Source organism: Geotalea uraniireducens Rf4 (genome assembly GCF_000016745.1).
In the GTDB taxonomy this organism is placed as follows: domain Bacteria; phylum Desulfobacterota; class Desulfuromonadia; order Geobacterales; family Geobacteraceae; genus Geotalea; species Geotalea uraniireducens.
Map to the genome: position 1 here is coordinate 5,079,494 of NC_009483.1, position 19,250 is coordinate 5,098,743.

A 19,250-nucleotide genomic window follows, 5' to 3' on the forward strand; every position below is an offset into this window, starting at 1 on the left:
AGGCGGCGAGGAGTGAGGCGACGAAGGCGTACAGATAGTACGTTGAGGAGCCGAAGACGAGCCAACGAAGATAGCGCCTTGATTTGGAATTGGAATAAACTCAAATCAAGGAGGTAGTACCATGCTGAGAAAACTGGTAGTCGCACTTTCCATTGGACTCTGTCTGGCGGGGACAGCCGGCGCGGAGGATGCGAAGGAGTCCAAATCCGTTAAAACCGGGCATAATCCGGTAGTGGTCATGGAAACAAGCCTGGGAACGGTAAAGATGGAACTTTTTCAAAAAGAAGCGCCGCTCAGCGTCAAAAATTTTCTCGATTATACTAATGGCGGCTACTATAACGGCACCATTTTCCACCGGGTCATTCCCAACTTCATGATCCAGGGTGGGGGATTCACTGCCGAGATGAAGACGAAGCCGGCCAAGGCCCCGATCAAGAACGAAGCGGGCAACGGCCTGAAAAACGACCGCGGCACCCTGGCCATGGCCCGTTCCATGATGGTGGATTCCGCCTCATCCCAGTTCTTCATCAACGCGGTCAACAACGACTACCTCAACCACCGCGACAACTCGCCGCAGGGATTCGGCTACGCCGTGTTCGGCAAGGTGATCGAGGGGATGGACGTGGTGGACAAGATAGCTGCGGTGAAAACCGGAATGCAGAAAGGTTTCCAGGATGTACCGGAAACGGCGGTGGTGATCAAGTCGATGAAGGTCGTAAAGTAAGGCGCTACCGGTAATCCATTTAATCGAAAAGGGGCAACCATTCTATTTTTGGTGCCCCTTTTTCTTTGCTTTCATTTGTTATTTTATACCAATTTCTAATCAAGAATGAAATCAAGGCGGCGAGCATTACCTCCCCCGCCGTACCGCCAGGAGCACCACGTTGCCGATGGTGAAGAGGAGCGCGCCTGCCAGGGCCAGGGCCGCTCCCGGCTCCCGGTGGATCTCCACCAGGGCTATCCTGTAGGGAACAGCCTGCACATCCTTGAGGTAGACTCCGAAACCCTTATAAAAGAACGGATGGTTGGGGCTGATGGTCTGCTTCACCGTCCCGCCGGATGTTCCATAGCGGACATCGGCGCTGTAGCCGGTCATCATCCCCATCGGCCCGGTCTCTGCGGTTATATTACCCAGTTCAATTCGGGTCCCGTCGGGAAAGCCGATGGACTCCCCTTCGTTAACCTGCATCACCCCTTTCAAGCCGCCATAGGCGCTGAAGAGATGGGCGAGGACGATGAAGAGAAAGCCCGCGTGCATGACCTGCGGGGCAATCAGGGTAAGGAACTTTGCCCGGCCATATTTGCTGCGGAGCGATTCGATGCTGCACAGCACCGTGTTGAGGGCGAGGACGCCCAGCAGGCCGATGGTGAGCCAGAGCCACCAGGAGAATACAATGGGTGTTTCTTTCAGCCAGTAAAAGAGCGGCATGTCGTTGATGGAGCTCGATTCCGCGCCGCCGCCGGAAAAAGAGCCGACGCCGAGAAGCACGACCACGCCGAACATGAGCCAGATGCCGAGAGAGAGCGAAGCGAGACGGTTATAAAAATTGTTGAGCATGCTTCAGATCCTTGTGTAGTGTGACCCGTTACCCCATCTGCCCATTAGCCCTTTTCCCCGGTCAAAAACTGTGGGAGCTCTTCATCAGCATGCTTACCCCCAGGTAGGTGAAGAGCGCCGCTGCAAAGCCGATGATCCCCGCCCAGGCAACGCCCCTTTCCCACTGGGGACCTTTGAGGCGCAGGTGCAGGTAAAGGCTGTAGAAGAGCCAGAGAATGGAGGTCCAGAGCTCCTTGGGCGTCCAGAGCCAGTAGGTTCCCCAGGCGTAGTAACCCCAGATGCCGCCGGAAACCATGGAGGCGGAGAAAAAGCTGTAGCCGACCAGGGCGCTCTTGTACTGGAGGTCGAGGAGCGCCTTCTCCTTATTGAAAAGGAACATCCCCCCCAACAGCGCCCCAACGCCGAACAGGGCGTAAGCGAAGAAAGCCAGCGCCACGTGCAGTTCGAACCAATAGGTTTTCAGCACCGGCGGCAACGGCATGTTCAAGGTGGGAAAGGGGAGCGCCAGCAGGGCAAAGAGTGCGGCCATGCAACCCGTTCCCCAGGAAAACGAGGCCGATGTGCGGGGTGTTTTCGAGAAAATGAATGGGAGGGCCATCAGGCCGATGGAGGCGGAAAAAAAGGCCAGGGTGTCCTGGGGGCCGATGAGCGGCAATCTCCCCAGTTCCGCGCCCCTCAAGCCAAGGTAGACGAGCTCCGCCAAGAGAGCGGCAACGAAAACCGGCCTTTTGTATGAGCCGAACAGATACAGGACGATGGAGGTCAAAAGGAGCCATATCATGGTGTCGCTCCGGGAATCACAGGTAAAGTTATTTATTTATAGCTCTTGCGCCGGAAAAGGCCGGTCTTCAGGGAGGCGATCCGGTCGAGGAAGAGCATCCCGTCCAGATGATCCATCTCGTGCTGGATGGCCACCGCCTCGAAGCCGCTCGCCTCGATTTCGTGATGGATGCCGTCACCGTCCATGAAGCGGATGGTGATCTCCGTTGCCCGCTCAACATCGCCGGTATAATCGGGGACGCTCATGCACCCCTCGCGCATGATGGCGGCACCTTGCCTCTTGGTGATCTCCGGGTTTATCATCTGCAACAGGCCGTGGTTGTTCTCCTTACCGTTTCTGCTGGCGGAGACGTCCACCACGCAGACCCGGAGCGTAACTCCGATCTGCGGTGCGGCCACGCCGACCGAGCCGGGACCGGCATGCATGGTATCAAGGAGGTCCTGTAGCAGCCCCGTTATCGACCGGTCGATGGCGGCTACAGGGTGGCACATTTTCTTGAGAATGGGATGGGGATATAAGAGTATTTTCTGGACAGGCATCGGATTAAAGGGAGACCGGCGTGATGACGCGAACGGAGATCTCCACGCTCAACTCCTTCTTCAGTTTTTCCAGCACGGCCGCCGTATCGTCGACGCTCATTCCATCGGGGAGGGCCGCTTCCAGCATCAGGACATAGACCGGCTCCTCCTTGGTGCCGATCAGCTTCGTGTTCAGGTCGGCGATGTTGATCTTGCGCTCGGCCAGCTCCTTTGTGACCCGGTAGACGATACCCGGCTGGTCGGAACCGTAAACCGAAATCAGGCAGAGTTCCCCCTCCTCCTTGACCGGACAGATCTCCGCTTCCGAAAGAGCCCTCACGGAAACGGTGAGCCCCGTCCGCTCGTGAAGGAGCTTGAACTCGTCACCGAGCCGCGCCTTGGTAAACGGTTTTTCGTGGGAGATGATGAGGATCATGGCGAAGTCACCGCCGAGCATGGTGCAGCTGGAATCCTCCAGGTTGCAGCCGAGGCGGAAAAGGACTTCCGATATATCCGCTACGATGCCGGGACGGTCCTTGCTGATGACGGTAACGGCGAAATGGGCCAGGTTTTCTTTACGACATTCACTCATCGGTTCGCTCCTTTGCTTCAAACCGTTCTATCCGTTATTCCTGTCAATGTCAACTCTCTGCATTAACCTAACTCCGGTTGGACAATGAATGACTTTAGAATGGAGCCCCTATGCCGCATGCGATTCATCACCTGGAGTAACCAGAAGCAAGAAAGCGGACATTTTGGTCAAGAAACTGATAACTTTTGTCTTAACTTTTCAATCTCCTCAGGCGGAAGTCTCCTTCCGACAGTCGGCCAAACTGAAAGCCAGCGCAACAGTTCTACTGCATTCACCAGTCCTAATCTATGGGCTTCTTGTACTATCCAGATACTTCCCCGGAAGTCAACCCCCTCTTCCTCGCATCTCTCTCGTAACGAACGGTCTCCCGCAAGCACCACGCGATCATGTTCCTGAGCATAGCAAACCGTCATCATATCATTGGTGCTAACCCCGCGCCTGCGCATGGCGGTTGCCCTTTCTGCCAGTTCGAACGAGGTCTCGATAACGGTAATTCCTGAGCGAATGATCTTCTGCACCAAGTCAGGTTGATCTCCGTGCTCGCATTCAACCAGCACGACGTCCAGGACCTCGCACGGGGCCAGCTGCGGCAGTACTTCGATTCCCCCGACATACTCAAGGTCAATCAATATGCTGGTATCGGCCAGGAGAATCAAGAAGGGTCTTCCGAAAGCCACTTGGTAAGTTCGTTTCTGACTGTGCGGACCGGCTCTCCAAGCACCTCGGCGGCTTTTGAAGTGGTGATTTTTTCCTGGATCAGGGCTTGATACACCAGCCTGTCGAGACGGCGAAGCGATCCCGGTGGTTTAAGGTCCACTGCCTCGTTTACCTTGCCATACTTGTCATTGAGCTTGGCGATTTGCTGGAATGACTGCCTGGAAGAAATTATGTCCAGTTGGGCAGCACGGACCAGAATCGTCCTCATGCTCACGGAGTAGCGAATCTTGATGTCTGCAAGCAGGGAGTACGGAAGCCAACGGTTACGGTAGGGGTGCAGCTCGGCCTCGACGATATTGCGCGGCAGAATGACCGCCCCGGCCAGATGATTGGCGGCCTGCTCACGGGGGTCCGTCCTACCGGTTTTCGGATGCATTGAAGTGGGAGTTTGGTACTCCCGCCGATGAAAAATAAGATGGGAGAGTTCGTGAAGCGCGGTAAAGTATTGTCTCTCCGTACGGTGATTCGAGTTGACGAAAATAACCCCGCCGACTTCTTCCGTGTAGGCGGAAAACCCGGAGACCGTGTCGGGGAGCTGGTGCAGAAAAATCTTGAGCCCCTTGGTTTCCAGGAGAGAAAGGACATCTCCCAATGGAGCGTCCTCAACACCCAGCCAATCCCTCACCTCATTAGCAACCTGTTCGACAATATGTTGATCGAACGCATCAAGGGGCCGGGATACGGGGAGATTTGGCAGAACTCCTGCCAACTTCTCGATCTCGGCGTAATCGTAAGCCTTGCGGGTCAGCAAGCTTTTCAGGGCTGGTGACAGGGTTTCGGTGGCATCAGCGCGGAACAGCAACACCGGTTCAGTCACATTGCCCGTGCCGAGCATTACGTCGATGGGTACATGCAAAATCTGACAGAGTTTTACCACCTGCTGCATTGAAGGCTGTCGTTCCCCACGTTCCCAGGCGGCTATGGTTTGTCGGGTAACACCGGCAAGTTCGCCCAAGGCCTCTTGCTTCATACCGGCAAGCTCTCTAAGCTCCCGTAAAATCATGGGATACCTCCCTTCCTCTTCCTGTCGATCAATCATTGTGCAAATTATTTATGTTCTATATGTGTAACATGATATCAATAAATAATATGTTTGACAACCATCAAATGTTATATTATGTATGTTGTGGTCCAATAGAAAAAAGCCACAAGATATGGGGATATCCTGTGGCCATCCGCAAGCCCGGCGGGGACCGGGCTGCTTGTCAGAGTGCTTTGGAGGCTCTCTATGGTGTTTTTCAATATCATAGATGATGACTTTTGGCAAGCCAGGATAACGCGCCCCTTGAAAGGAGACCCTGGTCATGAAAAAGTCAGCACCGCAACGAAACGGCAAGCGACTGATTTTCCGCGAATGGCGGACAATCAACGACAAGCTCGTACATGCTTCAGAGTACGGGCTCAAGGCTTGGCCCTTATGGGTTTGAGCACTTCACCGTGAGGGGTGGCAACACCCCTCTCAGTTCAGTTCACCAATTTCAAAATGGGAGAAATACCATGGGAAAACATCTTAAACCGGGCAATACGGCACCGGCATCGGCACAATATGAAATCGTCGGACCAAGAGGCGGTCGTACAGGACAAGAACGGACTGTGACCAGAGGGGAGCCGCTACCGCCAACTCCGCAGGCCGGTCAGGGATATGTCATTGCTGATCGAACGAAGAATAGAGCTGGCAGAAGATAACAAATACGAAGGGGCAAGCCGTGCAGGCGGATTGCCCCTTCTTGAAACAACGTTCAATGTGTTCAGGCGCCAGATATCACGAATTGCGTCCCCTCACTGTCGCCCTTATTGCCTCCCAATCTTTATCTTTGGGCATAATGAAAAGGCACTTTCCGTTACTCCGCTTCTCCCAGAGTTTGCCCAGTTGACGTTTTTCCACGTTCTCCGGCAACACCCAGTCACGGCTGTTCTTGTATTCCACCGCCAAAATCCGGCCATCCTCCAACTGACAGAGGAAGTCGGGATAAAAACGGTCGCTGCCGGTTTGCAGCGAAAATGACGTCCTCTTGCACTCCACGTTGCGGACCCAGAACTTCACCCCTTCGAGTTGCGTTGCCAAAAACAGTGCACACTCGAATTCGTCCCCGTTCCCTTTCAGATTGCCGATTTGCGGAAAGAAATGCTTGGGCAGGTCGGTAAAGCCGCAATAGATCGAGTCATGGGCGTAGCGCCCCTGTTCAAATACGACCTGGCTTCGGTCATTGACGGTAAAGTCTTCCGGCGCGAGCAAGAGGGTCTGATGCACCTTCTGCATCGCCTGTTTCCTGGCTTCGCCGATCTTTGTCTCCAATGTGTTGCGCAGCCGAAATTTGGCGTACGCAAGTTCTTCCAGCGTAAAACCGTTGGTTCGCAGCCAATCCACTGCTTTGTTCAGGAAGGCCGCCTTTTCGTCCGGGAGCAGGGTCTCGTCATAGATGTTCCGCTCCAGCCAGGAGACAAGATGCACCTGATCCCACCCCGAGTGATACTCGAAAAGGAGCGGCTCCGCCACGCCGGGCTGGAAAGGGGTGAACTTGACCTTTTCCTTGTCCAGGTACATCGTGCCGCCTTGGGGCTGCATGCTTGCCTTGCTGAATGTCGTCAGGTCGCAGGGATAATCCAACAGGCTCCAGTCTCCCTGCAACAGATGGGTGGCTTCGAACGGCTCCCACAAGTCACCTTGGCGGTACTGGAGTTGTGGGACCTTGAAGCGTTCACCCTGTTCTGCCGGTGACTTGGGTGGCACTTTGCGTGGTGAGCGCAGGCGGACAATGGCCTCACGAACCGCCTCCTTGCCCGCCGGGGTCTGAAAGACATCCTGCAAGGCCTTTACCTGGGTTTCGGTAAAGGTGCCCTTCAGGGTAATGGAGCCGTTCTCGGGGGTGATCTCGATCTTCTTTGCCAGATTTTCCGGGATGGCCTCTGGCTCGGGCAGTTCCGGCGTACTATAGGTCAGGCTGTGCTGGTGAGTAAACAGGTCTTCCGTCTGCTGGTCATCCGGGATATTGATCAGCTCCCTGGCCTCCTGCCGTTCGAAGCCGTTGCGTACCAGACCGTCCTTGAGGCTTTCGACCGTAGCCGCGAAGTTGCTCGACGTCAGGTAGGCATAAGCCATGTTCAGTTCCGGGTGATCCTTTTTTTCGGCGTACGGCAGGCGCAAAACCCGTCCCAACACCTGTTCCGCCGCCGTGGCCGAGCTGGTGTTGCGCAACGAGCAGAGCACGTAAGCAAATGGGCAGTCCCACCCTTCTCGCAACTTATCCACGGTAATGATGTAGCGGAAACGGCAATCCTCGGCCAGAATATCCTTGCCTGCGATCTCGTCAACCGTGCCGGTGGCAATGGCGATTTCATCGACAGGAATGCCGAAATCATCCAGCAGCGCCTGCCTGACCTTTTCCGGTATCAGCGTTTCATGGTCGGCGTCTTTGCGCTCCGCCTGGATAAGCATGATCGGCCGCAGATATCTCTTGCCCGCCGCCCGTTCCGCTTCAGCGGCCTGCTGCAACCGGCCCAGACAGGCAATTGCGTCGCGCAGGGCATCGAGCCAGTTGGGGCGCTGGACCAGGGTCAGCGGCATCTTGATCATGAATTCAGTATGCAGTACCGATGCGGAGACGCTGTAAAGCACGTTGCTCGGCTGCCAGGTGCGGTCCGGGGTCGCCGTCAGTTCCAGGATGGCGCACGGTTCGAAACGGGACAGGGTGTCAAAGGCCAGGGGGGTGCCTTGATTGTGGGCCTCATCCACAACGACAAAGGGTTTGCGCAGCCGCAGCACATCCACCAGCGAGCCATTGCCGCGCACGGCCGGGTCGGTGATCCCCTCGAAGTGCTCCATCAGGCTGCCGTTTTGCTTGTAGACGCTCAGGCGGCCGGTTTCCTCCTGCTTGAAGGCCTGCATGGTGGCGACGATGATTACGTTCGAACCGTTCAGCACATGGGGCGTCACCCGCAGGGCTTCCTCGATGTCCAGCACGGTCACTTCTCCCAGCTTCGACGACACCGCCTGGAAGAGAATCGACTGCGGGGCGCGCAGCGCCTTCAAGGTCTGCTCACGGATCGGCTCCGACGGCACCAGCCAGAGAGTCAGGCTGAACGGCACATGCAGCAGACTTCGGTTCACCCGTTCAATGGCCATGCCGGCCACCATGGTCTTGCCGCCGCCGGTGGGGATCCGCAGACAGACGTAGGGTGTCATCTCCAGGTTGCGCAAGGGGCGATAAAACAGCGCCGTGTTGCACCACTCTTGGGTGGTTGTGGCATAGCTTTCGCGGGGAACTCCGCTCTCCTGGCAGCGATTGAGGAACTTTTCGAACCAATCCAGCGCGTCGAACTGATAACTCTTGAGGATCATGCAAACTCCACGTCCCGTGGGGACGGTATGAAGATAGCCGGGGAATTCATTCCCCGGTTCATGGAATAAAACAATCATCACGTCACGTACGTGACGTGGGGAATTGGTGGGGCGTCTCAAATCCGTGGGGCGTTCAAATCCGTGGGATGAATCCCACGGCTACCGTCAAACGCCCCTCTGGGGCTTTATACACCAGTTTTAAGCTTGTACGGTAATTGCTTGAAGACGATCTCCTCGCGCCGCTGCCGTTCGTGGTCGATGCGGCAGGCCGTGCCGTATATGACTTTCGGCCCGTCGTGGCCGGGCAGCGCGGCCAGGATGGCGATTGTCAACACATTGCCGCCCCGTTGCGTCTTGTCCTTGAGGATGCCGTTATAGAGGAGATAGACCGCCGTGCCGTTATGGACGCCCAATAGCGGGTTGTCCAGGGTGGCCGTGGCGGGCAGCGGCTCGCCGGTTTCGGTGAAATAGACATGCCGGGCAAGATCGGAAAAGCGCACCGAGGAGCGGATATTGCCCCGCTCGTCAAAGAGCGGTTCGCTCAGTTCGCAGAAGCGGAAACCGCCACCGAGAGCGGGAACTTTCTCGTAACCTTGCGAAACCCGCGAGAGTCGTTGTGCAGTGATCTTGCGGCAGATATGTTCGTCCATCTCCACCAGGATAAAGCGGCGGTTACCGCCGTCTGAGGCGTTCTGCGCCAGCACGGCATGGCCTGTGGTGCCGGAGCCAGCGAAGGAGTCAAGAATGAGAGCGTCTTTGTCTGATGAGATTTGCATGAGATGGCGAATGAGACGGGTAGGTTTCGGTGTAAACTTTACCTCCGGCACAAGCGCCCGTAGCTCTTTTGCCGCTTCATCCGTATGCCCGGCGACCTCATGTTTAAGTAGAGACACCGGTATCATTCCCTGCTGTATTTCAGATAAGAAATTTTTCAATCTCGGTGTAGAGCTTTTGCCGTCCTTACCCCACCAAATACGATTTTCTTTCTCATTCTTTTCATGCACTTCTTTTGACATTGCCCAAACGCGAGTTTCTTTCGGCCAAATTTCTTCTTCAGTATTTCGATTGATGATGGGATAAAAAAGATTTGGTCTTTCACTAGCAGTATAGCGACAAGAATAATCCATTGATTGCCAAGGGCCACGTGGGTCATTGTCTGGGTTCTTGTATCTTCCCGTCTGGTCAAAAGTCAACGGCAGCAAATTCCTTTGAAACTTTGATGACTTGCGATACGCTAGCAATGTTTCATGTAAGTATCCGATGTCTTTAGTGTCAGGTGGCGGTGAATATCGTTTTTCCCACGCAAAGGAGCACAAGAAGTTATTTGCCCCGAAAATCTCATCCATCATCATCCGCAGGAAATGCACTTCGTTATCATCAATACTGATGAAAATAGCCCCGTCATCCCGCAGAAACTCCCGCAGTAGCGCCAGACGCGGGTACATCATACACAACCACTTGTCATGCCGCGAAAGGTCTTCCGCCTCCTTCCCCACGGCCCTGCCCAACCACTCCCGCATCTCAGGGCTGTTGACGTTGTCGTTGTAGACCCACCCCTCGTTGCCGGTGTTGTACGGCGGATCGATGTAGATGCACTTCACCTGTCCGGCGTAGTAGGGCAACAGCGCCTTGAGCGCCAGCAGGTTGTCCCCCTGCACCAGCAGGTTGCCGCTGCCGGGATCGCCCACGGAAAGTTCAGGATTTTCCCGCAGCAGGTGAAACGGCACTTCGCGATGATGGTTGACGACGGCTTTCTTGCCGATCCAGTCGAGTCTGGGCATAACGGTTATTTACCTTCCATTGCTGCTTTTCGCTTACGTCCCGTAGGGACAGATTGACGGTAGCCGGGGAATTCATTCCCCGGTTCATGGGACCATAACGTTTCCCACCGTCGCGTACGCGACGGATGAATGGGGGATACATCCTCAATCCGTGGGATAAATCCCACGGCTACCCTCAAACGCCCCTGACGGGGCTTTACCCATTTTCGTCCCGTAGGGACAGATTGACGGTAGACGGGGAATTCATTCCCCGGACAACATCGCAATGTTTCCCCCCGTCACGTACGTGACGGATGAATGGATGATGCCTCTCAAATCCGTGGGATAAATCCCACGGCTACCGTCGCACGCCCCTGACGGGGCTTTGAATATCATTATCCCCATACATACCGTTCATCATATTCAACGCCGTGTTTGCGGAGAAAATGCACATACTCCTCCTGAAACGACTTTGTACGGTGATGTTCACGCTGTCCTTCGATATAGCGCACGGTATCGGCAATCTGCGAAACCCCGACAGTGAATGCTCCATAACCATCCTGCCAGGCAAAAGCAGCCATATCGTTGTCTGTCTCATGAATCCATCGCGACGACGCACCCTTGAGCAATTGCACTGCCTTGCTGATCGGCATGCTTGGCGGCATCGCCAGAAGTATGTGGATATGGTCGTCGTATCCTCCAACCTGCAAGGCTTTCATTGCGTTCGTACGAGCTATGCCGCAAGGTATTCCCAGATACGAGCTTCCTTCTGCGGGGTAAGCCACGGTTCGCGGTTTTTCGTACTGAATACGATATGGTAATGCAATGCGGTGTATGTATTGGCCATTCTGGTTGCCTTGTTCACTCGTCGCCACGCGACGATTGTAGGAGGGCTTCTTCCGTCCCGGCGATGAATCGCCCTCTCTTATCGAAATTTCAATAAAAAAACGCCTGGCGAACAATTTTCCAGGCGGTTATCATATCCTTGTTTTAAATCTTATTGATGAACACTTCCCGCGGCTTGCTCGTCCCGTCACTGGGGCCGACGATCCCTTCCTGCTCCATCTTCTCGATGATGCGGGCGGCGCGGTTGTAGCCGATGCGCAGCCGGCGCTGGACCATGGAGATGGATGCCTGGCGGGCCTCGGCAACGAGGGCTACCGCATCGTCATAACGATCGTCCACCTCTTCGTCATCGCCACCCTTCTCTTCGCTCGATTTCATCTCCAGGATCGACTTTTCGTAGACCGGTTTTCCCTGTTTCTTGAGGAACTCCACCACCCGCTGCACTTCGGTATCGGAGACGAAGGCGCCGTGGCTGCGCTGCATCCGGGAGGTGCCGGGGGGGAGGAAGAGCATGTCGCCCGCACCCAGGAGCGATTCGGCGCCGTTGCAGTCGAGGATGGTGCGGGAGTCGATCTTGGACGACACCTGAAACGAGATGCGGGCCGGGAAGTTGGCCTTGATCAGGCCGGTGATGACGTCCACCGACGGCCGCTGGGTGGCGAGAATCAGGTGGATGCCGGCGGCCCGGGCCATCTGCGCCAGGCGGGCTATGGATTCCTCGATCTCCCGTCCGGCAACCATCATCAGGTCGGCCAGCTCGTCGACGATGACAACGATATAGGGGAGGTGGCCGTGATCCAGTTTTTCGTCCTTATTGAGAAAGGCCTGGATGGCTGCTTCGTCTTCAGCCGGCAGATCCTCCACCTCTTCCACCACCACGACCTCTTTAACCTGGTTTTCGGCCAGCTCCTTTTCTTCCCGTTCCAGCTGCTTGTTGTAGGAGTCGATGTTGCGCACCCCCTTGTCGGACATGAGCCGGTAGCGCCGCCCCATCTCTTCCACCGCCCATTTCAGGGCCAGCGAGGCCTTCTTCGGGTTGGTCACAACCGGCAGCAGCAGGTGAGGAATGCCCTCGTAGACGGAAAGTTCCAGCATCTTCGGGTCGACCATGATGATGCGCACGTCGTTCGGCGTGGAGGTGTAGAGAAGCGACAGGATCATGGTGTTGATGGCAACCGACTTGCCGGAGCCGGTGGCGCCGGCGACAAGGAGGTGCGGCATGCGGGCCAGGTCGGTGACTAGCGGCGCGCCGGCAATGTCCTTGCCCAGCGCCAGAGGCAGCTTCATCTTGCGCTGGTGGAACTCTTCGCTGTTGAAGATTTCCCGGAGCGATACCATCTCCCGGTCACGGTTGGGGAGTTCGATACCCACCACCCCTTTGCCGGGTATGGGGGCAACGATACGGATGGAAAGGGCCTGGAGGGCCATGGAAAGGTCGTCGGCAAGGCCGGCGATGCGGCTTACCTTGATGCCCGGGCCGGGTGCAAATTCGTACATGGTGATGACCGGGCCGGGACAGATCTCCACCACCTCGCCATCGACGCCGAAGTCCTTGAGCTTTTTCTCAAGCAGCCTGGCGTTCATGGTCAGAGATTCCTTGTCCAGTCGCTTTCCCGTCACCTGCGGGGCATCGAGCAGCGACAGGGGGGGCGTCTGGTAGTTGCCGTCGGACTTGATGAATTCGAAGGCCTCCTGGATGGCCGCAGTCTTCTTTTCTTCCTGCTTCTTTTCTTTTTTCGCCACCGGCGCAGGGACAGTAATGGGAGCTGCCGCCGGCTTGATCACCGGGGCGCTGGAGGCGGTCGATTTATTTTCCTTGCCCAGGAGCTCGCGGTTCAATGCCCGGCGCTGCTGAAAACGCGCCCATCTCTCCTTCAGCGCATTAAGCCACCAGTCGGCAAAGAGGAGAAAGGAGAAACGGGAAAGCACCATGATCGCCGCAGCCAGGAGCGGAAGGATGATGAGGAGCGCACCCGCCTTGCCGAAGGCCCGCTTCAGGAGGTCGGCGGTCTTGAACCCGACCCAGCCGCCAGTCTGCACCCGCTGTCCGAGGAATTCGGTGAATTCCAGGTTGAAGGCGAACATGGCGGAGAGCGCCAAGAGAAGGGCAAAGAAGGCGATCACCTTGTAGTATCGCCAGCGCACTTCGTTGTAACGGAGAGTCCGGTAGGTCAGGTAGAGGAGCGCAACGGGCATGGCATAGGCAGCCAGGCCGAACAGCTGGAGGAATGCATCGGCCAGCTGTGCGCCGAACCGGCCACCCAGGTTGTGGGTTTCTGCCGCGGCCGAGTAGCTGTTGAAGGAGAGATCGTTGCCGTCAAAGGAAGCAAGGGCGATGAGGAGGAATATACCCACTGCCCCCATCGCGATCCCCTTGATCTCCTTGGTCAGCTTTTCTTTTTTAGCCAGCTGTTCCATTTGTTATCCTCGTGCTGCGTGCCAGGAGATTTTAGACGGTTTTACGCAGCACGCTGAACGCAGCACGCAGCACGTAAAAAACCCTACATCTCCAGGATGAGCGGCAGGATCACCGGCCGCCGCTCAATGGTTTTGTTGAAGAACCGCCGCAGCACGCGGCGCACCTCAAGCTTCACCTCGCTCCAGTCGGCCAGCACTTCCGTGTTTACCAGCGCCAGGGTGTCGACGACCACTTTTTTCGCCTCGTCCAGGTATTGCTGACTCTCGTCCTCGAAGACGAAGCCGCGGGAGACGATGTCCGGTCCATAGATGATCTCGCCGGTCCCCTGGTTGATACCGATGATGACCACCACCATGCCGTCTTCGGAGAGGTGTTTGCGGTCCTTGAGCACCACGTTCCCCACGTCGCCGACCCCCTTGCCGTCAACGAAGACCCTGCCGGTCTCGACCCGGTCGATGATGCATCCTTCTCCGTCGCTGAAGGCGATCACATCGCCGTTCACCGCCAGGATGCAGCGCTCCTTGGCAAGGCCTACCTTCTGCGCCAGCTGTGCGTGCTTGACCAGGTGGCGGTATTCGCCGTGGACAGGGATAAAATAACGGGGGCGCACCAGGTTGTGGAGCAGCTTCAGCTCCTCCTGGCTGGCGTGGCCGGAGACGTGCACCTCGGAAACCTTTTCGTGGTAGACCTCTGCCCCGCGGCGGTAAAGGTGGTTGATCAGGTCGGAGATGGTCTTTTCGTTGCCGGGAATAAAGCGAGAGGAGAGGATGACCGTGTCTCCTTCCTCCAGCTTGATCTGCTTGTGGTCATCCATGGCGATCCGGGTGAGCGCCGACATCGGCTCGCCCTGGCTGCCGGTGGTGATCATGCAGATCTCTTCCTTGGGCAGCCGCGGCAATTCCTTCAGGTCGATGAGGAGCTCGTCGGGAATGCGCAGGTAACCGAGTTCCCGGGCGATCTGGACGTTGGCGATCATGGAGCGGCCGTTCAAAAGCACCTTGCGGCCGGATCGGGCAGCAGCCTCCACCACCTGCTGCACCCGGTGGATATTGCTGGAAAAGGCGGCAACGATGACGCGCCTGGCGCAGCGGGGAAAGATCTCGTCGAAGGCATCCCCCACCAGTTTTTCCGAGAGGGTGTACCCTTCACGTTCCACGTTGGTGGAGTCGGCCATCAGCGCCAGGACTCCTGCCTCGCCGTAGCGGGAGAAGGTGGCCAGGTCGGTCAGTTCGCCGTCTACCGGCGTCTGGTCAAGCTTGAAATCGCCGGTATGGATCACCACCCCTTCCGGGGAGCGGATGGCCAGGCCGCAGCCATCGACGATGGAATGGGCGACCCGGATGAACTCCACGCTGAAGACGCCGAGGCTGACTATGTCGCGGGGCTTCACCACCCGCAGGTCTACCTTGCTGTCCAGGTCGTATTCCTTCAGTTTTTCCTTGACGAAACCGAGCGTCAGGGCCGTACCGTAGATGGGGGGATTGATCTCCCGCAGCACGAAGGGGAGGGCGCCGATGTGATCCTCGTGGCCGTGGGTGAGGCAGATGCCGCGCACCTTGTCGGCTCGATCGAGGAGATAGCTAATATCGGGTATGACGATGTCGATCCCGAGCATGTAGGGCTCGGGAAACATCAGGCCGCAGTCGATGATGATAATGTCATCGCCGTATTCGAAGACGGCCATGTTCAGGCCGATTTCGCCCAGTCCGCCGAGGGGGATGATCTTCAGGCCGATTGTGTCGGCAGTTGCAGTTTCCATTTCTTAACCTTTTGCCTGTAACGCAGCAAAAACCAAAATAGAAAACCTTTGAACCGCAAAGGACCCAAAGGGCCTAAAAAGCAAAGGGCGCAAAGAAAGATAATATGTTTCAAATTCAATCTTTGGGTTTTGAGCTTGGTTACGGCTTTACTTTGCGTTCTTCGCGTCTTTGCGGTCCAGAGACTGGTTTGTTTGTCTGCGTTTTTGGTGTCGTGTCGGTTAGCTCACTGTTTCGCCGTTTGCTTCACCAGCTGGGCGATCTTTCCTTCGCAGCGGGCAATCCATTCCTTGCCGGGGGAAGTAAGACCGCGTACAGCGTAAAAAGAGCTGCGCAGAGAGCGGTAGGCTATCAGGGCCTTATCCATGTCGCCTGCCTGTTCATAGTGTTCGCCGATGCTCCACAGTTTTTCGGCAGCGCGTTCCACCAGGTCGCTGCCGGGGGTATACATGTGAATCGACGATTCATAACCGGCGATGCCGGCAATGTAATCGCCGGCAGCCAGCGCTTTTTCACCCTTGTCGAACTGGGTATGCTGACGATAGAGGGTGTTCCCCCAGATGAGGACTATTGCGATGACGGCGATAAGCGCGATGTTGACGGCGATGGTCTTTGCTTTTTCCATAAGTTTCCTATGCCAGAAAAAATCCGGGTACGGCAATGAGCAGCGCGCCCACGAGGGCAGCGATCAATCCTGCCAGTGCGAGGAGGGCGGCCAGGATGTCAAAGGGGCTCCGCAGCCGATGGGCAGCCGGCAGGCCCCAGGCAATGGCGGCAATGCCGACGACAACCATGGCACAATATAGAATCAGCATCATATCACTCCAGCCCTGCGGCGATAGCATTTCTGACCTGCTCAAGCAATTCCGGATGCTCTTTGCCATTGTATGTGGCGGTGGTGACCGGTTCGGCAAAAGTGATACTGAGTATTCCCGGATAGAGTTCCAGGCGGTTACGCGGGTTTATCCGCATGCTGCCGTTGATGGTGAACGGGACGATCGGCACGCCGGCCTTCACCGCCAGGAGGAATCCCCCTCGCTTGAAAGGGAGCAGGTTGCCGTCCGCGGTGCGGGTCCCCTCCGGGAAAACAACCACGCTGCTGCCGCTCCTGATTCGCGCCGCCGCTGCATTCATGCTTTTCAGGGCGCGACGGCCGTCACTCCGGTCGAGGGGGATATAGCCGGCGCGGTGCATGGCGCTGCCGAACAAGGGGACCCGGAACAGCTCCTCTTTCGCAATCCATGAAAATCGCCGTGGGATTGCCAGGGACAATGCCAGGATGTCGAAATTCCCCTGGTGGTTTCCCATGTAGATGACCGGTCCGTCGGTGGGTATCTTTTCCACGCCATCCACCCGGACTTTTATCCCGGCAAAGAAAAGTCCCCACCGGCTCCAGAACCTGGCGCATTTATGGGCAAAGGCGCCGGTAGCATCGAAGAAAGTGCCGCAAACAGCCATTGCACTGCACATTAAGGTGAACGGGACAAAAAACAGCAGATAAATACGCGCACGTAGCATAAATCAACATAACTCCGAAAATTATCCGAGTTAAAGTACTGTTTTTTATCGGCAGAGTCAAACCAAATATCGCTTGCCTAAAAGGCGCATTTTCTATAGACTGCCTGCATTCAGTGGTGTGTGAAAAAAGGTGATAAGGAGTTGCCCTATGGCCAGTCTCAATAAAGTTATGCTGATAGGAAACCTCGGCAAGGACCCTGAAGTGCGTTACACCGCCTCAGGAACGGCGGTTGCTAGTTTTTCCCTGGCAACCAGCGAGAAGTTCAAGAACAAGTCCGGTGAGTGGGAAGAGAAAACCGAGTGGCACAACGTCACCCTCTGGGCCCGCCTGGCGGAGATTGCCGGCGAATACCTGTCCAAAGGGAAGACCGTATATATCGAAGGACGCCTTCAGACCCGCAAGTGGCAGGACCGTGACGGCAAAGACCGCTACACCACCGAGATCGTCGGGGAGAAGATGCAGATGCTTTCCGGCAAGGGTGAAGGGGGCGGCGGTGGCCGCCAGGGTGGCGGCAGACCCAGCAGCGATGAGCACGGCGGCGGTGGCCCGAGCTACGAAGAGCCGGTGTTCAATCCCGATGATGATATTCCGTTCTAACCGCTCATATGCGGCGTGTCAGGTTAATGACATTTCAAAAAGGCAACCCTCCGGTTGCCTTTTTGCTATCCGGGATACGGATTGACGCCTTGCCATACAATTTAACTCATGCTAAAAATTTCTTGCAAAAATAAAAATATATAAACATAGTTATTTTTTTGACCTGAGTAAATGCGAGGGGTAGAACAAATGCATATCCGCAAAAAAATTCTCGATTACGAGTATCAAGAGGTGCTGGACGTGAAGACCCGCGAGCTGATCCGGGTCGGTTGCGCGGTAGCCGTCGGCTGCCCCACCTGACTGAAAAAGCACTTCGCGGTCGCGAAGGAAGCGGGGGCAACCCGGGCCGAATTGAAAGAGGCCATTGCCTACGGCATCATTGCCCCGTCCGGCCGGGCGAAGAACTTTGCCGTGGGGATGGCTGAGGAACTTGATCTGGAGCTGTAAGCCTTGCTGAAGATGCCGTTTTCGACTACATTTTTTACCGGCCGACCGACGAAGCGTGTATCCATCCGCCGTAACGTCATCAACCTATCGCTGCCGGTGCTGCTCTCATCGCTGTTTCAGCGGCTCGTTTCCATTGTCGACATCTTCATGGTCGGCGGGCTCGGCGCGGCGGCCATTGCTGCCACCGGCCTCGGCCAACTCCTCATATTCGTGGTGATGACGGTGTTCTGGGGGTTGGCCACCGGCACGACCGTCGTAGTTGCCCATCTATGGGGAGCCGGCGGCCGTGCCGAGGCGCGCCGGGCAGCCTTTGCCGCCTGTCTTGCCTGTGCCGGCATGGCGGTCGCTGCAAGCTTTCTCGGCTGGGCTTTCGGCGACGAACTGGCCCGCTTCCTCGGGGCAAAGAGCGATGTACTGGCCTATGCCGCCGGCTATATCCGGCTGGTGTTCCTCTGGTTCGCCTTTACTGCCGGCCTCAACATCCTCTCCGCCATCATGCACGGCATCGGCAACACGCGGACCCCCATGGAGGGGATCATCCTCGTCAACGTCCTCCATATACTGATCGCCTATCCGCTCATTTACGGAAAGTTAGGCCTGCCGCAGCTGGGAGTTACCGGCGCCGCCTATGCCATCAATCTTTCGGAGATGTGCGGCTTTCTCTACCTTTTGTTCCAGGCTTTGCGAAAGAACTATATCAAGATCGGCAAGCCGGACCTGCACCTGTTCCGCAAGGTGTGGCGGGTCGGCTACCCGGTGGCGCTGGAACGTATCGCCCAACAGTCGGGCCAGCTTTTTTATTCCAAGTTCATCATCAGCTACGGCACCGCCGCCTATGCCGCGCACCAGATCGGGCTATCCATCGAATCCCTCTCGTTCATGCCGGGTGCCGGGATGGGGATTGCCGCCTCTACGCTCATGGGACAGGCGCTCGGGGCAAAAAAGATCAGCCGCGCCCGGATCAGCCACATGGAGGCGTTGAGGCTGGCGATCATGGTCATGGCGGTCATGGCGCTCCTCTTCTTCTTTATCCCGCACCTGCTGATCGGCCTGTTCACCCATGATCCGGCCGTCATCGAAAAGGGGTGTGTATTCTTGCGGCTGGTGGCCTTTGCCCAGGTGCCGCTGGCCATTTCCTTCGTCTACGCCGGGAGCCTGCGCGGGACAGGCGACACCCACTACGTATTTCTCGTCACCCTTGCCGCCATGTGGGGGATCAGGGTGCTTATCTCCTATATTGCCGCCGTACCGCTCCATCTCTCGCTCTACATGGTCTGGGGGGTGTTCCTCCTCGACTGGCTGTTCCGCGCCGCAGCCTTTGCCTGGCGCTACAAGCAGCGCGACCTGCACCAGATAATCCTCTGACGATAATAACAGGGCCGCACCCTGTTGGGGCGCGG

General features: G+C 56.6%; 19 protein-coding genes. 5 read left to right on the plus strand and 14 right to left on the minus strand.

The window, feature by feature from the left end; translation table 11 throughout:
• The first annotated feature begins 121 nt into the window (after positions 1 to 121).
• Positions 122 to 724, plus strand: a complete 603-nt coding sequence (locus GURA_RS22290; protein WP_011941151.1) for a peptidylprolyl isomerase — start codon at positions 122 to 124, stop codon at positions 722 to 724.
• Positions 725 to 850: 126 nt separating this feature from the next.
• On the opposite strand, the gene GURA_RS22295 is transcribed toward GURA_RS22290, so the two are convergent.
• The 6 genes from GURA_RS22295 to GURA_RS22320 all read right to left on the minus strand — a co-directional run bounded on the left by GURA_RS22295 (position 851) and on the right by GURA_RS22320 (position 5,169).
• Positions 851 to 1,558, minus strand: a complete 708-nt coding sequence (locus GURA_RS22295) for a cytochrome c biogenesis protein ResB (RefSeq protein WP_011941152.1) — start codon at positions 1,556 to 1,558, stop codon at positions 851 to 853.
• 61 nt (positions 1,559 to 1,619) lie between these two features.
• Positions 1,620 to 2,339 carry a cytochrome c biogenesis protein gene (locus tag GURA_RS22300; protein ID WP_011941153.1) on the minus strand — a complete coding sequence of 240 codons (720 nt, stop codon included), beginning with the start codon at positions 2,337 to 2,339 and terminating at the stop codon, positions 1,620 to 1,622.
• Positions 2,340 to 2,371: 32 nt separating this feature from the next.
• Entirely contained in the window at positions 2,372 to 2,878 is a 507-nt protein-coding gene (gene def, locus GURA_RS22305) for a peptide deformylase (RefSeq protein WP_011941154.1), read from the minus strand.
• Between the two features lie 4 nt (positions 2,879 to 2,882).
• Positions 2,883 to 3,449, minus strand: a complete 567-nt coding sequence (locus GURA_RS22310) for a glycine cleavage system protein R (protein ID WP_011941155.1) — start codon at positions 3,447 to 3,449, stop codon at positions 2,883 to 2,885.
• Positions 3,450 to 3,616: 167 nt separating this feature from the next.
• Positions 3,617 to 4,105 (minus strand): PIN domain-containing protein, encoded by a 489-nt coding sequence (locus GURA_RS22315; protein WP_041245617.1) that lies wholly within the window; start codon positions 4,103 to 4,105, stop codon positions 3,617 to 3,619.
• On the minus strand, positions 4,102 to 5,169 hold the full coding sequence (locus GURA_RS22320) for an XRE family transcriptional regulator (RefSeq protein ID WP_011941157.1): 1,068 nt from the start codon (positions 5,167 to 5,169) through the stop codon (positions 4,102 to 4,104). The genes GURA_RS22315 and GURA_RS22320 overlap by 4 nt, the downstream gene beginning before the upstream one ends.
• A gap of 301 nt (positions 5,170 to 5,470) precedes the next feature.
• Between GURA_RS22320 and GURA_RS25170 the strand changes: the two genes are divergently transcribed.
• On the plus strand, positions 5,471 to 5,593 hold the full coding sequence (locus tag GURA_RS25170; protein ID WP_268741732.1) for a hypothetical protein: 123 nt from the start codon (positions 5,471 to 5,473) through the stop codon (positions 5,591 to 5,593).
• A 335-nt stretch (positions 5,594 to 5,928) separates the two neighbouring features.
• Here GURA_RS25170 and GURA_RS22325 read toward each other — a convergent pair whose 3' ends face one another.
• The 8 genes from GURA_RS22325 to GURA_RS22360 all read right to left on the minus strand — a co-directional run bounded on the left by GURA_RS22325 (position 5,929) and on the right by GURA_RS22360 (position 16,805).
• The gene (locus GURA_RS22325; RefSeq protein ID WP_083765007.1) at positions 5,929 to 8,583 is read right to left on the minus strand and encodes a DEAD/DEAH box helicase; all 2,655 of its coding nucleotides are present in this window, start codon (positions 8,581 to 8,583) and stop codon (positions 5,929 to 5,931) included.
• Positions 8,584 to 8,690: 107 nt separating this feature from the next.
• Complete coding sequence (locus GURA_RS22330; protein WP_011941159.1) at positions 8,691 to 10,286, minus strand: site-specific DNA-methyltransferase; 1,596 nt, start codon at positions 10,284 to 10,286, stop codon at positions 8,691 to 8,693.
• A 374-nt stretch (positions 10,287 to 10,660) separates the two neighbouring features.
• Positions 10,661 to 11,140: a transposase gene (locus tag GURA_RS22335; protein ID WP_011941160.1), complete on the minus strand. Its 480-nt coding sequence runs from the start codon at positions 11,138 to 11,140 to the stop codon at positions 10,661 to 10,663.
• Positions 11,141 to 11,255: 115 nt separating this feature from the next.
• Positions 11,256 to 13,529 (minus strand): DNA translocase FtsK, encoded by a 2,274-nt coding sequence (locus tag GURA_RS22340; RefSeq protein WP_011941161.1) that lies wholly within the window; start codon positions 13,527 to 13,529, stop codon positions 11,256 to 11,258.
• Positions 13,530 to 13,612: 83 nt separating this feature from the next.
• Positions 13,613 to 15,289 carry a ribonuclease J gene (locus GURA_RS22345; RefSeq protein ID WP_011941162.1) on the minus strand — a complete coding sequence of 559 codons (1,677 nt, stop codon included), beginning with the start codon at positions 15,287 to 15,289 and terminating at the stop codon, positions 13,613 to 13,615.
• 224 nt (positions 15,290 to 15,513) lie between these two features.
• Positions 15,514 to 15,912, minus strand: coding sequence for a hypothetical protein (locus tag GURA_RS22350; RefSeq protein WP_011941163.1), 399 nt, complete (start codon positions 15,910 to 15,912; stop codon positions 15,514 to 15,516).
• 7 nt (positions 15,913 to 15,919) lie between these two features.
• Positions 15,920 to 16,102 (minus strand): hypothetical protein, encoded by a 183-nt coding sequence (locus GURA_RS22355; protein ID WP_041246232.1) that lies wholly within the window; start codon positions 16,100 to 16,102, stop codon positions 15,920 to 15,922.
• A gap of 4 nt (positions 16,103 to 16,106) precedes the next feature.
• Positions 16,107 to 16,805 (minus strand): lysophospholipid acyltransferase family protein, encoded by a 699-nt coding sequence (locus GURA_RS22360; protein ID WP_011941165.1) that lies wholly within the window; start codon positions 16,803 to 16,805, stop codon positions 16,107 to 16,109.
• A gap of 148 nt (positions 16,806 to 16,953) precedes the next feature.
• Here GURA_RS22360 and GURA_RS22365 point away from each other — a divergent pair, with 148 nt between their 5' ends.
• The 3 genes from GURA_RS22365 to GURA_RS22370 all read left to right on the plus strand — a co-directional run bounded on the left by GURA_RS22365 (position 16,954) and on the right by GURA_RS22370 (position 19,215).
• The gene (locus GURA_RS22365; RefSeq protein ID WP_011941166.1) at positions 16,954 to 17,403 is read left to right on the plus strand and encodes a single-stranded DNA-binding protein; all 450 of its coding nucleotides are present in this window, start codon (positions 16,954 to 16,956) and stop codon (positions 17,401 to 17,403) included.
• 189 nt (positions 17,404 to 17,592) lie between these two features.
• Positions 17,593 to 17,850, plus strand: coding sequence for a GSU3128 family (seleno)protein (locus GURA_RS25175; RefSeq protein WP_268741733.1), 258 nt, complete (start codon positions 17,593 to 17,595; stop codon positions 17,848 to 17,850).
• 12 nt (positions 17,851 to 17,862) lie between these two features.
• On the plus strand, positions 17,863 to 19,215 hold the full coding sequence (locus GURA_RS22370; RefSeq protein WP_041246233.1) for an MATE family efflux transporter: 1,353 nt from the start codon (positions 17,863 to 17,865) through the stop codon (positions 19,213 to 19,215).
• Positions 19,216 to 19,250: the final 35 nt, after the last annotated feature.

Bases quoted from the DNA above. Each gene is read 5' to 3' on its own strand.
- GURA_RS22290 (WP_011941151.1), top strand. From the start codon at position 122: ATGCTGAGAAAACTGGTAGTCGCACTTTCCATTGGACTCTGTCTGGCG.
- GURA_RS22295 (WP_011941152.1), bottom strand. From the start codon at position 1,558: ATGCTCAACAATTTTTATAACCGTCTCGCTTCGCTCTCTCTCGGCATC.
- GURA_RS22300 (WP_011941153.1), bottom strand. From the start codon at position 2,339: ATGATATGGCTCCTTTTGACCTCCATCGTCCTGTATCTGTTCGGCTCA.
- def (WP_011941154.1), bottom strand. From the start codon at position 2,878: ATGCCTGTCCAGAAAATACTCTTATATCCCCATCCCATTCTCAAGAAA.
- GURA_RS22310 (WP_011941155.1), bottom strand. From the start codon at position 3,449: ATGAGTGAATGTCGTAAAGAAAACCTGGCCCATTTCGCCGTTACCGTC.
- GURA_RS22320 (WP_011941157.1), bottom strand. From the start codon at position 5,169: ATGATTTTACGGGAGCTTAGAGAGCTTGCCGGTATGAAGCAAGAGGCC.
- GURA_RS25170 (WP_268741732.1), top strand. From the start codon at position 5,471: ATGAAAAAGTCAGCACCGCAACGAAACGGCAAGCGACTGATTTTCCGC.
- GURA_RS22325 (WP_083765007.1), bottom strand. From the start codon at position 8,583: ATGATTGTTTTATTCCATGAACCGGGGAATGAATTCCCCGGCTATCTT.
- GURA_RS22330 (WP_011941159.1), bottom strand. From the start codon at position 10,286: ATGCCCAGACTCGACTGGATCGGCAAGAAAGCCGTCGTCAACCATCAT.
- GURA_RS22340 (WP_011941161.1), bottom strand. From the start codon at position 13,529: ATGGAACAGCTGGCTAAAAAAGAAAAGCTGACCAAGGAGATCAAGGGG.
- GURA_RS22345 (WP_011941162.1), bottom strand. From the start codon at position 15,289: ATGGAAACTGCAACTGCCGACACAATCGGCCTGAAGATCATCCCCCTC.
- GURA_RS22350 (WP_011941163.1), bottom strand. From the start codon at position 15,912: ATGGAAAAAGCAAAGACCATCGCCGTCAACATCGCGCTTATCGCCGTC.
- GURA_RS22355 (WP_041246232.1), bottom strand. From the start codon at position 16,102: ATGCTGATTCTATATTGTGCCATGGTTGTCGTCGGCATTGCCGCCATT.
- GURA_RS22360 (WP_011941165.1), bottom strand. From the start codon at position 16,805: ATGCTACGTGCGCGTATTTATCTGCTGTTTTTTGTCCCGTTCACCTTA.
- GURA_RS22365 (WP_011941166.1), top strand. From the start codon at position 16,954: ATGGCCAGTCTCAATAAAGTTATGCTGATAGGAAACCTCGGCAAGGAC.
- GURA_RS22370 (WP_041246233.1), top strand. From the start codon at position 17,863: ATGCCGTTTTCGACTACATTTTTTACCGGCCGACCGACGAAGCGTGTA.